This window comes from Halobacterium sp. GSL-19, from assembly GCF_016917855.1.
In the GTDB taxonomy this organism is placed as follows: Archaea; Halobacteriota; Halobacteria; order Halobacteriales; family Halobacteriaceae; genus Halobacterium; species Halobacterium salinarum.
Window position 1 is genome coordinate 224,483 of record NZ_CP070375.1, and the last position, 14,023, is coordinate 238,505.

14 protein-coding genes and 3 pseudogenes are annotated in these 14,023 nt (G+C 58.4%); 8 read left to right on the forward strand and 9 right to left on the reverse strand.

Annotation, left to right across the window (positions count from 1 at the left end; genetic code table 11):
* Positions 1–12 precede the first annotated feature (12 nt).
* Positions 13–913, forward strand: a pseudogene (locus JT689_RS12400) (hemolysin family protein); the annotation flags it as partial.
* Between the two features lie 301 nt (positions 914–1,214).
* Here JT689_RS12400 and JT689_RS00985 read toward each other — a convergent pair.
* Positions 1,215–1,445, reverse strand: a pseudogene (locus JT689_RS00985) (IS4 family transposase); the annotation flags it as partial.
* Positions 1,446–1,727: 282 nt separating this feature from the next.
* Between JT689_RS00985 and JT689_RS00990 the strand changes: the two are divergent.
* Together JT689_RS00990 and JT689_RS00995 are read left to right on the forward strand one after the other, a co-directional pair.
* Complete coding sequence (locus JT689_RS00990; protein ID WP_136361714.1) at positions 1,728–3,176, forward strand: cytochrome ubiquinol oxidase subunit I; 1,449 nt, start codon at positions 1,728–1,730, stop codon at positions 3,174–3,176.
* Positions 3,169–4,164, forward strand: coding sequence for a cytochrome d ubiquinol oxidase subunit II (locus JT689_RS00995; RefSeq protein WP_136361715.1), 996 nt, complete (start codon positions 3,169–3,171; stop codon positions 4,162–4,164). The genes JT689_RS00990 and JT689_RS00995 overlap by 8 nt, the downstream gene beginning before the upstream one ends.
* Positions 4,165–4,253: 89 nt before the next feature.
* Here the strand turns inward: JT689_RS00995 and JT689_RS12485 are convergent.
* The 8 genes and pseudogenes from JT689_RS12485 to JT689_RS01030 form a co-directional block, all read right to left on the reverse strand.
* Positions 4,254–4,850: pseudogene (locus tag JT689_RS12485) on the reverse strand (helix-turn-helix domain-containing protein); the annotation flags it as partial.
* Positions 4,851–4,930: 80 nt separating this feature from the next.
* Positions 4,931–5,863, reverse strand: a complete 933-nt coding sequence (locus tag JT689_RS01005; protein ID WP_136361716.1) for a hypothetical protein — start codon at positions 5,861–5,863, stop codon at positions 4,931–4,933.
* Positions 5,860–6,594 (reverse strand): hypothetical protein, encoded by a 735-nt coding sequence (locus tag JT689_RS01010; protein ID WP_136361717.1) that lies wholly within the window; start codon positions 6,592–6,594, stop codon positions 5,860–5,862. The genes JT689_RS01005 and JT689_RS01010 overlap by 4 nt, the downstream gene beginning before the upstream one ends.
* Positions 6,591–7,454 (reverse strand): hypothetical protein, encoded by an 864-nt coding sequence (locus JT689_RS01015; protein ID WP_136361718.1) that lies wholly within the window; start codon positions 7,452–7,454, stop codon positions 6,591–6,593. The genes JT689_RS01010 and JT689_RS01015 overlap by 4 nt, the downstream gene beginning before the upstream one ends.
* Positions 7,455–7,467: 13 nt before the next feature.
* On the reverse strand, positions 7,468–7,602 hold the full coding sequence (locus JT689_RS12405; RefSeq protein WP_267875133.1) for a hypothetical protein: 135 nt from the start codon (positions 7,600–7,602) through the stop codon (positions 7,468–7,470).
* Entirely contained in the window at positions 7,592–7,990 is a 399-nt protein-coding gene (locus tag JT689_RS01020) for a hypothetical protein (RefSeq protein WP_136361719.1), read from the reverse strand. Before JT689_RS01020 ends, JT689_RS12405 begins: the two co-directional genes overlap by 11 nt.
* Complete coding sequence (locus tag JT689_RS01025) at positions 7,990–8,367, reverse strand: hypothetical protein (RefSeq protein WP_136361720.1); 378 nt, start codon at positions 8,365–8,367, stop codon at positions 7,990–7,992. The genes JT689_RS01020 and JT689_RS01025 overlap by 1 nt, the downstream gene beginning before the upstream one ends.
* Positions 8,367–8,573 carry a hypothetical protein gene (locus JT689_RS01030; protein WP_136361731.1) on the reverse strand — a complete coding sequence of 69 codons (207 nt, stop codon included), beginning with the start codon at positions 8,571–8,573 and terminating at the stop codon, positions 8,367–8,369. Before JT689_RS01030 ends, JT689_RS01025 begins: the two co-directional genes overlap by 1 nt.
* A gap of 205 nt (positions 8,574–8,778) precedes the next feature.
* Between JT689_RS01030 and JT689_RS01035 the strand changes: the two genes are divergently transcribed.
* From JT689_RS01035 to JT689_RS01055, 5 genes are all read left to right on the forward strand, one after another.
* Positions 8,779–8,976 carry a hypothetical protein gene (locus tag JT689_RS01035; protein ID WP_136361721.1) on the forward strand — a complete coding sequence of 66 codons (198 nt, stop codon included), beginning with the start codon at positions 8,779–8,781 and terminating at the stop codon, positions 8,974–8,976.
* A complete protein-coding gene (locus JT689_RS01040; protein ID WP_136361722.1) occupies positions 8,973–9,179 on the forward strand; it encodes a hypothetical protein in 207 nt (68 codons plus the stop codon). The genes JT689_RS01035 and JT689_RS01040 overlap by 4 nt, the downstream gene beginning before the upstream one ends.
* Before the next feature lie 5 nt (positions 9,180–9,184).
* A complete protein-coding gene (locus tag JT689_RS01045; RefSeq protein ID WP_136361723.1) occupies positions 9,185–10,798 on the forward strand; it encodes a transposase in 1,614 nt (537 codons plus the stop codon).
* A 56-nt stretch (positions 10,799–10,854) separates the two neighbouring features.
* Positions 10,855–13,542: a tetratricopeptide repeat protein gene (locus JT689_RS01050; RefSeq protein ID WP_168731199.1), complete on the forward strand. Its 2,688-nt coding sequence runs from the start codon at positions 10,855–10,857 to the stop codon at positions 13,540–13,542.
* 171 nt (positions 13,543–13,713) lie between these two features.
* Positions 13,714–14,019 carry a hypothetical protein gene (locus tag JT689_RS01055; protein ID WP_136361725.1) on the forward strand — a complete coding sequence of 102 codons (306 nt, stop codon included), beginning with the start codon at positions 13,714–13,716 and terminating at the stop codon, positions 14,017–14,019.
* The last annotated feature ends 4 nt before the right edge of the window (positions 14,020–14,023 follow it).

Below are 14,023 nucleotides of genomic sequence, written 5' to 3' on the forward strand. Positions count from 1 at the left end.
TCAACTACTGTTATCGGTGTCGAACTGGGACAGACGGCAGTGACCGGGATCGGAATCGGCTTGATTCTGCTCCTCATCGTAGGGTCGGGATTCTTCTCGTCGTCGGAGATCGCGCTATTCTCCCTGCCGTCCCACCAGGTGGACGCGATGGTCGAGCAAGGCTTGCGCGGTGCGCAGGCGGTCAAGTCCCTCAAGGAGGACCCCCCCCCCGCCTACTCGTGACGATTCTCGTGGGAAACAACATTGTCAATATCACGATGTCCTCGATCTCGACGACGATCGTCGGCTTCTACTTCGACGCAGGCACGGCAGTTACTCGTCACTCGGCATCACGTCGATAGTGCTGGTGTTCGGCGAGAGCGCACCCCAGTCCTACGCCGTCGAGAACACCGAACTGCACGCACGGCGTGTCGCCCGGGGGCTAAAAATCATCGAGACGCCACTGTGGCCGCTTATCACCGTATTCCACTACCTGACGGGCGTCGTGAACGGACTTACCGGCGGCAGCCCGTCCATCGAGTCGACCTACGTCAGTCGGGACGAGATTCGGAACATGATCCAGACCGGCGAGCGCGAGGGCGTCCTCGACAAGGAGGAACACCAGCGGCTCCAACGCGCCCTGCGATTCACCGATGCCACTGCCAAGGAGGTGATGACCCCTCGCCTCGATATAGCGGCTGTCTCCGGTGATGCGACCGTTGAGGAGGCGATTCAGAAGTGTATCTCAAGTGGTCACGCGGACCTACCAGTTTATAATAGGTCGTTGGACAGTGTGATCGGCGTCTTCGACATCCGTGACCTGCAGAATTCGAACTACGACACTTACGACGATCTCGGCGTAGAGGACGTAATCGCTCCGACGCTCCACATCCCCGAGTCGAAGAACGTCGACGACCTCCTCTCAGAGCAGCGCTCGATGTCCCCAGACTCCAACGTCGTTCCACAACGCCGGCATTCGACAAACAAGCCAGTATCTGGCCGACCGAACATACGGGTGAGTCGCCGGATCATGCGTTCGGATCGACAACGCCGCCGCAGCCCGGGCATTCCGTCCAGCACCGGACGTCATCGCCGGTCCCGTACTCGACGAGGACATGCCGGTGGTGGATCTGATCGCCACATCGGGGGCAGACGCCGAGTTGCGGATTCTGCGAGGGTATAGAGCCCCCGGCACGAACTCGTCTCGCGGCAGATTCGTGATGTACAATGGTAGTCGTCGGCGTCAACCGATGATAGAAGCCACCGGGAGAGATCGCCTCGTCGGCTGTCGAGTTGTAACTGCGTCTGAACCCAGCGAGTGTTCGGCTCTCGCCTGCGGCGAAGCCGAACACGAATGCCCACACGAAGGCGGGGATCTGTAGCTTCCCTTCACGCTCAACCACGCCGAGTTCCTCGGCGTGCTCTTCGAGGAACTCGGAGGGAAACAGTGTAGTGAGCCGACGCATAATTCTCGATGAGGAGGCGCCGTTGGACACAGCTCTTGCCTCCTCGTTCCTCCCGAAAAGTATCCTCAATAAGCCGCCGCTATCGCGCGGTTCTCGTCTTAGCTAAAGACGGATGACCAGTCGTGTTCCTGGTTCGGTTAAGCAGTCTGGTCGCGGTATGAAAACATACCTTTGGACTGCGAGCAGGAAAATTAGGGTTATACAAATAAAACTCGTCTGGTACAGTACTCGAATGTGGGAATCGTGAACCAACTCATAATCCAATAGACCGCAGCGACATATATGAGCCCGACTCCAGTGCTGACAACCCTCGACCCCGGGGTAATGGCGTTCCTGTCTGCGGAACTCGCCAGTCGCATGCAGTTCGGGTGGACAATTTCCGTCCACATCATCTTTGCGTCCCTCTCTATCGGCCTCGCACCGTTTATCATCTACTTCACCTGGAAAGACGTCCGGACGAACGACGACCGGTACGCGCGGCTGCGCTCGTTCTGGGTGAAAGTGTTCGCTGTCGGCTTCGTGATGGGGACGGTCACTGGGATTCCGATGAGCTTCCAGTTCGGCACGAACTTCCCGCAGTTCTCCGAAGTGGCCGGCGAGCTGATCGGCGGTCCACTGTCCTTCGAGGCGAAGATGGCGTTCTTCCTCGAAGCCGTCTTCCTCGGAGTGTTGCTGTACGGTCGCGACCGCGTCCGAGACAGAACGTACGTCCTCTCGTCGGTGCTCGTTGGCGTCGGAGCCTGGCTGTCTGGATTCTGGATACTGGTCGTTAACGCCTGGATGCAGACTCCGCGGGGATACGAGATGATCACCCGAAACGGAATGGAGGTCGCGAAGCTGACCGACCCGTTCGCCGCGTTCCTCACCCCGCGAATGACCTGGATGTACGTCCACATGATGAACGCGTCAGTGATATCGGTCGCGCTGCTGGTCGCGGGCGTCTCGGCGTACATAATCTGGAAGAAGCCCGACACCGACGCCTGGAACACCGCTCTCAAACTAGCTGTCGTGCTTCTGGTCGTCTCCGCGCCCTTCCAGGCAGTTCACGGCGACGCCTACGGCCGGCACGTGGAGGACACCCAGCCACAGAAGTTCGCCGCGATGGAGGCCCATTACGAGACGGGGCAGGCCGACCTCCACTTGCTCGCGTTTCCGAAGTCCGCCTCGGCACTCACCGACCCGCGCGCCGAGAACCTCGTCACGGTGAGTCTCCCCGCAGTTGGGTCGTTCCTCGCCAGTGGCGGGGACTTCAACGCCGAGGTCATCGGATTGAACGAGTACGAAGACAATCCACCCGTCGCGCTTGTGTTTTGGTCGTTCCGCTTCATGATCGGGCTCGGGTTCCTGTTCATCGGACTGGCGCTGTGGGGCGGCTATCTCACGTACAAGGAGCGGCTGTCCGACAACACACGCTACCTGAAGGCGATGATTGCAGCGTCGCCACTCGGCTACGCCGCACTTCTCACTGGTTGGTACGTCACCGAAATCGGTCGGCAACCGTGGGTTATCCAGGGTGAACTCAAGACTAGCGAGGCGGTCTCATCAACGCTCACCGGGACGGAAGCGACACTAACGCTGGTTGGGTTTGTCGTCGTTTACGTGGGGTTGATTCTAACAGCCCTGTACATCCTGAAGTGGCTGGTCCGGGAGGAGCTCCAGGCGCTGGGCGTCCGGGAGTCCAGCGATGGCCGCTGGCACGGCCCGATTCCCGGGGTGAGTGACGATGACTGAGTCGTTGTTGCCCGTCGACGCCTACCTCGTTGAGTCGCTGCCGGAGGTATGGTTCGGCGTCGTGCTGTTCGCACTGGGGATGTACGTCGTTCTTGACGGCTTCGACTTCGGTATCGGGATGCTGTACGCCACCCGAACGGACGAACACGAACGGGAGACGTTCCTCGCGGGGTTCGGACCGGTCTGGGACGCCAACGAGGTGTGGCTGGTCGCCTTCGGGACGATGCTGCTGGCGGCGTTCCCGCGAGTGTACTCTCAGCTGCTTGCGGACAACTACTTGCTCACAATCGGGTTCGTCCTCGCACTGCTGTTCCGCGGACTTGGTCCGGAACTGCGCGAGCAGCGCGACGACGACCAGTGGCGGCGGTACGCCGACTACGCCTTCGTCGGCGGCAGCGTGTTCGCGCCGCTGCTGCTCGGGATGCTCGCCGGCCGCTGGCTGTTCGACAGCGCCACGCTGCCAGTGGTGCTGACTGGCGTCGGCCTGGTCGCCGTCTCGGTCGTCACCGGTGCAGCGTTCCTCGCGAGCAAAACCGGGCCCGACCTGGCGGCGGAGCTGCGTACGTACGGGATCGGGGCGACAGTGGCGTACCTCGGGGGGGTGGTCGTGCTGCTGGGGACAGTCGTTCTGACCGACGCGGGCGGCGCCGCCGACACGATTCTCTCGGGTCCCGTGGCTGCAGTCGTCGCGCTCTCGGTCGCCGCCGGCGTGGGCGGGAGTCTACTGGCGAGGCGCGGCAAGTACCGGGCCTGGCTGGCGAGCGCGCTGGCGCTTCCCACGCTGTTGACCGTCCTGATCGCACTCCTGCTGTATCCGGTCATCTACCCACCGACTGGCCTGCTGGTCAGGGAAGCAGTCGTGTCGCCGCTGGCGCTGAACCTCGTGACCGTCCTTGGGCTCCCGGTGCTGATAGTGGTCCTGTGGTACTTCAAGTTCCTCTACGGCGTGTTCAGCGGTCCAATCAAAGGCGAAGGCTACGAGGGCTAACGCCAGCCCCAACCCCCTGGGCTTCCACCCCTTGGTGGGTGTCCGCTTCGACGGGTCGGTCGTGACACCGGCCGCGTCGCCAGCCGCGTTCAGAGCGTCTGCGCAACGAACTGCGACATCATATGGTCTTTGGCGGTCCGGAGCCGATACTGGACGGTCGAGCGAGGCTCGTCGAGTATCGATGCCAGGTCGGCTACGGAGACCTCCCGCGGCCGTTCGTAGTAGCCGTGTGCGACTACGGGTCTAGCACCTGCCAGTGCGCCGGCGAGAACTCCGTCGCAACCCGCTCGGTCGCCTTCCAGTTGCCGCGCTGGTCACGTATGATACCGACACCGTTCCCCGTCTCAGACGTGGGATTCAACCGTGTCGTACACATCGTCGATCGGGTAGTCGTCGGGATAGAGCACGCGCCAGCGATACGCACCGCCGGCCCGGCGAGACTCGAACACGGTCCCTTTCTGGACGTGATCCTGGATACGGTGTGAGAGAGCGATACTTATTGACCTCGCCACGGAGCGTATAGATGGGTTGGCTCGTCTCCTGACGGTCGAGGACGTGGTACGCGCGTCTGGCGTCACAATCGGTGACGTCGAAACACTCGTTGCAGCGACCTCGTCCAGAAATACCTAGCCAAACGCGCGCAACGCCTCCGGCGTCCCTTTCGCGTGGTCGAGTCGCCACATATCAGTTGTTGTGAATACGATTTCTTTATTCACGGAATCGCGTGATGTTTAGTCGCCGATTCGCCTGTCATCGTTCGGATTTCTCACTCCGTTGTTTCGCCGTTCTTCTTTGAGTTCTTACACTGCTCTGACCGGGGTTCGACCGGCTTCACTCGAAGCTCTCCGAAGCCGTACTTCGAGTGACTGCCGACCCGAAGAATACCACTCTTCGCGGTCTCGATGGGCCGGTCGCCCTCGTACTTCACGACCTGCCCGTGGTCGACGGTCTGGAGCTTGTAGACCTCCCGTTGCTCGAGGATCTTCTCCTCTCGCTCACGGAGATCCCGGCGGCTCCCCTTCCACCACCACGGGACGTCCTGGTCGGCAGCCTTGGGGTACTCCGACTCCAGCACGAACGGCGTCGTCACCTCCACGAGGAAGGCCTCGCCGTTCTCGAGACGTGAGTAGTCTAGGTCATCGAGGTCGACAACCTGCGTGTCCTTCAGCCGCGTGACGCCGTAGCCGTAGTTCCGTTTGCCCCCGAACTGGAGCCCCTCCAGTACGTCCTCGCCCAGCGGGAGCGCATCGGGGTCATCGGCGTGCAGGTAGGCGTGAACGTACCACTTTGTCGTCTGCTGCTGCTTGCGAGCGTCCTCCGGCTTGCCCATGATCGTCTCGTGGGACAGCGCCGGATGCCCGCTCTGCGGGCGGATGTCGTGCGTGTTCAGCGCGTCTCGCGGACGGCTGTCGAGAAGCCAGCGATGCGCCGGGTTCCGCATCAGGAACAGGTCATCGTAGCTCTCGACGTCCGGCAGCCCACTCCCGAGGTACGGCCGGATTCCGCTCTGGGAGTGCTCTTCAGGGAACGTCCCGAACTGGCCGGGGACGAACACACCGTGGCTAGCGTGGAGGTGCTGGTGGACGTCGTGCGGGAGGTGCTGGCCGAGTGCGTGGAGGATGGCGTTCCCCGAGACGTAGTATGGGTGGCCGATGTAGTCCATCTCCAGCTCCCAGTGAACCTGCTGAATGCGCGTCACTCGTCGAACACCTCCCGGAAGTCCTCGATGTACTGGAGCGCGGTCGACCACGCGCCGATCCGCCGGAGATTCGCATCGAGCACCATGTCGTACTTGTCGTGTGCCGTCTCCAGCGGGTGTGCTTCCAGGCGGTTCCACGCCGACGCCCACGACCGCCACGGGCGACTCCCGAGCCGGGCCGACGGCCGGCCTCGAGCGTCGCCGTCGATCCGCAGGGCGAACTCCTCGCCCACGTACACCGTTCGGTGGGGCACGATCTCGTCATTGTCGACGACCAGCCGGAGGTCGGCGAACTCGTGCCCGGCGCGGTAGTTGTCCAGCAGCGCCGCCACGAGGAGCGTGTGGTACTTCAGACTCGTGTAGGGGTAGTAGACACTCTCGTTGAACGCCGAGACAACGTCGCTCTCCAGCCACGCCCGATGCATCGTCTCTGGGTCGTCCTCGGTCAGGAGCCCTCTCACGGCGCTCTCCACGTCGTTGCGCGTGAACTCCTGTGGGTCGTACCGACTCTCACCCTTGATGAGCGACAGTCGGTAGAGCGTCTCGTGGTTCTCGACAGTCTGTTCAGGCTGGCCGCGGGGCCGGCTGAGCGCCGACGCATCGCCGTCCGCGCCGTGAGGGACCGTCTGGTTCACGGGCACTCCGGCGAACGTCTCCGGGGCGTAGTCGTGGGGTTGACCGTTAATCTTGTGAGCATCGTGGCGGTACGCGGCGACCATCTCGTCGCTCATGGCCCCTCCTCGATGCGCTCCTCCAGCGCCTCCACGAACGCCGGGCGGTACTCCTCTTCCCACTGGTCGTCTTTCTCGTCCATCGCGTTCGTGTTGCCCTTGCCACGGTCGAAGACGCGCTTCAGTTCACGCTCCTCGTAGAGCGGGTTGATCAGGCGGCAGTCGACGATCCCCGCGCCGAAGTTCCGCGCACCTCCGAGCTGATGCATGAAGTCGGTCTTGTGAGCATCGAGGAAGTCGATGCCTTCGGCCAGCAGCCCGATGAACTCCGGCTTCGTTTCCCGGAAGGAGAGGTGCCAGCAGCCATCGAGGTTGGCGACGGCGTCGATCTCCGCGTTCCGCAGCGGTTCGCGGTTGTCCTCACGGTTCCGGGAGACGACGTTGCGGTTCAGCCGGCGGTAGTGACCCTCGGCCTGGCCGCGCGTGTAGTCCACGCTGGAGCGGACGGGATTGAACTTGATCGGGCGGCGCATCACCTTGCCGGGGACGCCACTGAAGCCGCCGAAGAGGTCGAAGATCACACAGCCGTCGTCTTCCTTCGGCTCATCGGTACACGCGCCCTTCTCGTGGTAGCCGGCGTCGAGGTCGCGGTCGTAGACCCCGTCCTTCATGAAGTTCGCGTTGGCCTCGCCGGGATGGCAAGCCGTTCCGCCGTACTCCTGTACGGTTTCCTCCATCCCGTGGCGAAGCCACCCGGAGAGCGGGAAGGCGGGGATGATGCCGCCGATTTGGTTCTGCGGGTCGTCGTCCCCGTAGTTGCCGTTCGATGCGTGGTGGCGGTCGGTCATGATGCTGTCACCGACCACCAGCAGGTCGGTCTGAATCCGTACGAATACGTCTCTGTCGATGTCTTCAATCATGACTGTGTAGTGGTTAGCGTGCTTCGAGCACCGCTTCGACCGCCTCAGCCGAGGGGTACGAAACGCCGCCAACTCGATACTCACGGACCGTCTCCCCGTCCTCCATGCGGACGATTCGGACCGTCACGCGGGCGTCACTAGTCCGCATCGTCACCCTCCCTGGCAGCGTGTGCCTGTTCAAGCAGATCGACAGCCAGCGCCTCGGCCTGCTCAGCGGAAAGGTGTACGAGCGTCCCGACGGACTCGTCGTCGTCGGTACTCACCTCGAAGCCGAGCGGGACACCGTGCCGACCGACGCTGTACGTCTCGATGGTGCCGCTCGGCTCTTCGCACAGGGTGTCGAGTTCGGCGTTCACCAGTCCCGAGCGGACGTGTGCGAGATTGCACGTCGTCTCGTAGGCCCACCGTTCGTCCTCGGCGCGGTCAGCCAGCTCCAGTAGCCGGTTCTGCTGGGCGGTGATCTCGGTGTCGGGCACGTCACCGGCGGCCGCCCCGGCAACCGCGGCGGTCGCTTGCAGGAACTCGCGGCGCTGCATCAGGCGTCACCCCCACCGAGGTTCCCCTCGGCCGCATCGGCAGCGACCACCAGCCGAGCCGCGAGGTCGCGGGCGTCGTCGGGATCGAGGCCAGTGCCGACTTCGATGGGGCCAGACCTCCACCTGAGGCCGACGCCGCTCCAGCCGTTCTCCTCGTGGACGCCCTCCACATCGAGCGGGCCGTCGTTCATGTCTGCCGCGACGTGGACGTTGTTCAGTCCGCCGGGAACGGAGCCGCAGTCCGTGACCGAGTACGTCCCGTCGTCGGTCACGCTCCGATCCTCGACGATTCCCTCGGCGCGGCCCGTGTCAGCGGTCGCGGCCTGCGGGAGAGTGGCGAGGGCGGCGGCCGCGGCGAGGAACTGACGTCGCTGCATCACAGCCCCTCCTGAGCGGCTTCTCGCGCCTCAATCAGACGTGCCGTCCACGCGCCTGCTTCCGCAGCGCTGATGCCCGGAACTTCGCTCCAGTCGGTGTTCTCGTGATTCTCGATCAGCTCCGAGAGATCGAGGTCGGCCTCGGTGTTTTTAGCGTCCGATTCGGCTTTCGTGCCGGAATCCTGAAGTCCGGCGGATGTCTTCATTGACATGCTTCGGTTGTCCCGAAGCGCGGTCGGACGGGTCCCAGCCCGTCTCGGCCAACTTCTGACCGGTGTCCCGCGCTTCTTACCAGAGACATGTGTCGCCGCGACAATAAAAGTTAGGTTATAAGCTAATGTGGTGCTATGAGCTAATCTTTATGGCGATATAACCTAATGTCTAAGTCGTATGCCACCAACGAATGGCAGTATGGGAGTTACCGCGATCATGACAAAGACTGACCGAGAACGCATCAGCGGCGAAGCAGATGTTGACGACAGCAAGCGGTACGAGTCTGCTTCTCGCGTGCGGCAGCGGATTGATGAACTTGAGACGGATGCTGAGATTCTGAAGGAGAACCACCCCAATCTGTACGAGGAACTCCGAGAGGCGGTCTGCGACGAATGAGCGACGAGAGCGACGAGAACCAAACGGAACTCTACCACTTCGCCCGCGGGGCGTTCGTCGATACCGACTGGTTCCCCGGCGACCTCGACGAGAACGACGAAGTGGTTCGGGTCTCCGAAGCAGGCCAGTTCCCCGAGTCGTACTACCTCGAGGAAGGCGACTGGGGCGCTGCCCCGCTGGTCCCCGGCGACGACCCGCCCTAGAGGGGGTGAACCTCCCGCAGGCGCTCTACGCCGCCATCCACTGGGCCGACGGCGATCTCGCCCGCGCGATTGGCCGGCTCTCGCTGCGGGACCTCTTCATCGGCGTCGAGGAACACGACGACCTCTCACGCACATTCGATGCGCTGGAGTTCTTCCGCGTGTACCTCTACCTTCGACTGACCGATGAGGCAGAGACGGACGTAGCGAAGAACCTGGATGACCCCGAGTTCCGGGACCGGCTGAACGTCACGGAGACGGTGAGCCAGCCCACGCTGAACCGGCTCGGTGACCGACTGACCGAACGGCAGATGCGGTACTTCGACCGCGTCGTCGCCCAGGTCCTCGCGGCCATCGAGGATTCCAGGTACGCCGACCAGTTCGATGAACTGCCATCGCCGGACACCGAGGAACGGAAGCCGCCGTACATCAAGAAGCTTAGTCGTGAACTCCGGGCTGAGGTCTTCCGACACCTCAGCTTCGACCGCGACGACAGCATCAAGTTCAAGCGGGACTTCCTCCTGCGGATCTTCGTCAGCGCGGCGATCCACGACATCCACATGAACCAGGCGTGCGAGAACATGGAGCTGAAGTCGTGGATCGGTGAGGGCAACTCGGTCGACCCGAGTAACATCCGGCACCAGCTTCTGAAGTTCGACCCGGCCACCGTCACGCGAATGTTCCGGCGGGCCAACGGTGCCCTGTTCGACATCGCCTTCGAGCACGAGTACTTCGATGACACCAACGAGGTCGCCATCGACAGTACGGACTGGGGGTGGTACGGACAGGGTGACGCCAGCCGAGATATCCAGAAGACGAAGCCCCAGCGGAACTTCTACTACTCGTGGCAGTTCACCACGCTCGCTCTCGTCGGTACGAACACGCCGATGACGATGCGGGCCGTCCCGACGCGGGCGGACACCGACAAGGGAACGCTCGTGCGCCGACTGCTCCGGTACGCCGCGCAGGTGACGTCGTTCAACCGCGCCTACCTGGACAGTGGGTTCTACACCACTGACGCCGTCCGTGCTCTCGAGTCCACCGGGACGGAGTTCATCATCCAGGCCCCGGACAGGGGCCAGAAGATCGAGGGCCTTCAGCGACTCGCTGTCGCCAAGGAGAGCGAGGTTGAAGCGGTGCCCCACGGGCTCGGCGGGATTGACGACGAGAAGCACTGGTTGTTCGCCGTGAAGTCCCAGAAGCGGTCTCGACTCCGGCAGGGCGAACCCGATGATCCGACCGACGACTGGATCATCTTCTACACGAACATCCCGCTGGATGACGACGACATCGACTCATTGGAGTTGGCCACCGATTTCCGCAACCGGTGGGGCGTCGAGACGAGTTACCGGAAGCTCAAGCAAGACTTCTTGGCACAGTCGGGATCACCCCGGCTGGCGACCCGGATGTTCTACTTTAAGTTCGCCATCCTAATGTACAATATGTGGACGGTGGCAAATGTGCTGGGTGCCGAGGAACAGGATTATGATTTGAGTTCGGAGAACTTCGTCAAGGCGAACAGATTCACCCGTGCATTTGAGGACGATGAAGTGACGTTAGATCTTACCGACCCGCCAGAAACATTAGATTCTTGTTGGTTTCCACAAGGCACCAGTCATTAGCTGTGTCGTAGTTAGCGTGGGGGTTTTATTGCAATTGGACAGGCAATGATATGCCAATGACTGGTTTGGAAATAGCGCCGATTCTCCTTTCTGTGCTCGCTAACCGAACCGTCCCCACCAAATCGGATGTACGTGGCAAATTAGATGAGGTATCACGGAACACCAAGATAAGCGACGAGTTCGGACAGCTTGCAGCCGAGTTCAATCGCTCTTTGGTCGACCGAATTGAGAGCCGAGCTAAAGACTTGGATCATCTTGAACTACAGTCTTTAGCGTTTCATTGGGATATAATCGCCGAGCAAATCGATTTTACAGAAATTGTGTTCGAATCTGAGGAAGAAGCCGTAACTTGGCTAATTGAAGAAGTGAATGAAGCTGAAGATGTGAATTTAGATAAAGAAGCAAGCGAGGAACTCCAAAAACTATTGAGTGAGGAGTTTCGGAACGTCGTTGATGATTTTCGCGATCGAGTCATCCAAAATGAAGAACTATCCCAGCAACTTCAGGCTAAATTTCAGGCTGATGTACTTGATAGATTGGCCACGATTCGAGAGGAATTCGATCAACTCGCGTACCGACGTCCGTACACTCTCTACTCATTCCCTGAAGACCGTGAAAGAGTAATAAGTACGCTTCTGCCCGAAAATACTGTAGAATTCGTTGATAGGCAGGAAGTTCCCAAGAACCCAGATCCCGGTCGATATGTTGTTGTCGGGCCATCAGGTGCGGGAAAAACACGGATCTTAGCTGCTTTTATCAATCGACTCCCTGAGAATTCGGTTAATCACATTTTACTGCCTGATGAACGGATGCTTGACCCCGCTGATGTAAGAGGAATTACACGCGAAGAATTTGCCGGTGATGTGTTACTGGTTTGGGAAGATATTCACCGAATTGACGAAGGCGGAGAGAGCCTAGTTCTTGAATCAGCCATACATGAACTGTCACATGCTCTCGATTCGGATGGGCATACTCTATATGCACTGTTGGAGGCGCGATCAGGACAACTTCACAATGTTCCAGGAAATCTTCCTGCTGCATTTGACGACGAACAAAGTTTCTGGTCTGACTTTGAGGAACTAAGGGTTGAAAATGTTGACCCTGACTTCATACACGATCTCGCAGTTCGAATGGCAGACAAATACGACGTATCAACGACCGATGGTGTGCTTGAAGCTTTAATTGATCAAACTGCTTCTCGTTCTGCACCGATTTATATTGATGCGGTACTCGGAACTGCTGGCGACGAGCTCACTATTAGTGATATGGAGGATTTACCAGATAATGTCGAAGATCTCTGGAAAATACAGTATGAGTCGCTTCAATCAGATTCAAGAGACGAATTGTATGTGTTAGCTTCAATGAAATTATTGTATGATCTGAATTTGCCGTATTATTCTAAACTCGTCCGTACGATATACCTTGAGTTGCTAAGTGGCGACCGAGGACGATTTCGTAGATCTGTTGAACAGCTCAAAGAAAAAAGACAGTGGATCGATATTCGGGGAGAAGATCTCGTTTCTCGCCAAACACAGTATTATATCCATGACGTACAACTTGAAGCAATTCAGGTCCGTGCTCGTGACGACGCTTCAGAATTGTCTGGGGTACTTCTATCAGAGGAGGAGTCGTTGCCTACATATACACGGCCGATAGCCCACCTGAATGCCGGGGCTGCGTTCTCAAAATGGGGCCATATTTCATTAGCGATAGATCAATGGAAAGCAGCATTAGACCTAGACCCCACATTTCCCGAAGTTCACTTCAACTACGGGCTATTGCTGGCAAAGCATCAAGGGAATCCAACAGAAGCTGAAACACATTTACGTAAAGCTATTGAGTACGATCCAGAATTTTTGGAGGCATACTATAGCTATGCTCTATTACTTCAGCAGTCATTAGGCCGTCCAAAAGCCGCCGCAGATTACTATCGACGAGCTTTAGAGCTTGATTCCGAATTTGTGGAGGCACTCTATAATCTTGGATTAGTATTACACAGAGACCTCGATAGGCCAGAAGAAGCTGAAGAATACTATAGGAAAACGCTGAAAGAGAACTCCGATCATGCACCGGCACACAACAATTACGGTGTTCTGCTGAAGGAAGATCTAAATCGACCTACGGAAGCAAAGCAACACTTTGAGAGGTCATTGTCAATCGACCCCAGTCACACGTTAGCGCACCTGAATTATGCAAACCTTCTAAATGACGAATTGTCTGAATCTCAGGAAGCCAAACAACATTTTGAATCAGCACTACAATTGGAGCCGCAGAATGCCGATATTCACTATGAATACGGTACCTTTCTTAAAAAAGAATTAAATCAGGAAAAAGCGGGAGAAAAGCATTTGTCAATTGCTCGGTCGATAAACCCCGAGGAGTACAAAAGTGCGAATATTGAAATTGAAAAATATCCTCAGAACCTCTCTGTTGAGACAAAGAAACAGAGTGTCTCGTCGCGCCCGGTTGCGATTAATTTGGGGGCTGACATCCCGAGGAACACAGCGGTAGAAGCAACAGTCAAACAAGACGTAACAGGGGATGGCAGGCCAGATCATGAGCAAGTGATCCATCTGATGAACGGTGAGAGCAAGTATCGATTAGACGAATTTGATCCAACCGGTGGTGATGTGTGGACTGAAATAAAATTTAGAAGCAAAGACGGACAGGATACAGCTCTATTCGACCTTCCCTCATATGAACTGTATGTGGTGGATAATTCACCAGACGAAAATAGCTCTTAGAACCGTCTGACAGGACTGAGTGCTTTTCGAAAATTGTCCTTTATATTAACTTTGCTTGCGTGGCTCTGTTGAAATCCTGGGAAACTGATAAAAACTGCGGCGAGATACAGAGAGTGAGTTCAGCAGAAACACTCCCAGCTCACTATCCGGTGTCAAGATTTATTGGGTCTCGTGAAGCTTCCAACGGGAACCATTTTCCTGACCAAGAAAGATGGAGGCAAGAGAGTAGTCACTACAGTAATTCCAGCACAGGACGTTGAGATGAATGTTGACCACCTGTTGAAATGCGGTGATTGCGGCCTGCGATACAACGGTGCTGACGAAAGATGTGTCTGGTGCGGATCCAAGGACAAAGTCAAGGAAATTCACAGTAACACCATTAGACTCTGCGATGAAGAGATTGAGCCTGGAGGAGAACCCCGGATATCCGATGATGTCTATGAACAATGCCAAGAAGAAGTCTTAGAAATGTTCTAAACTA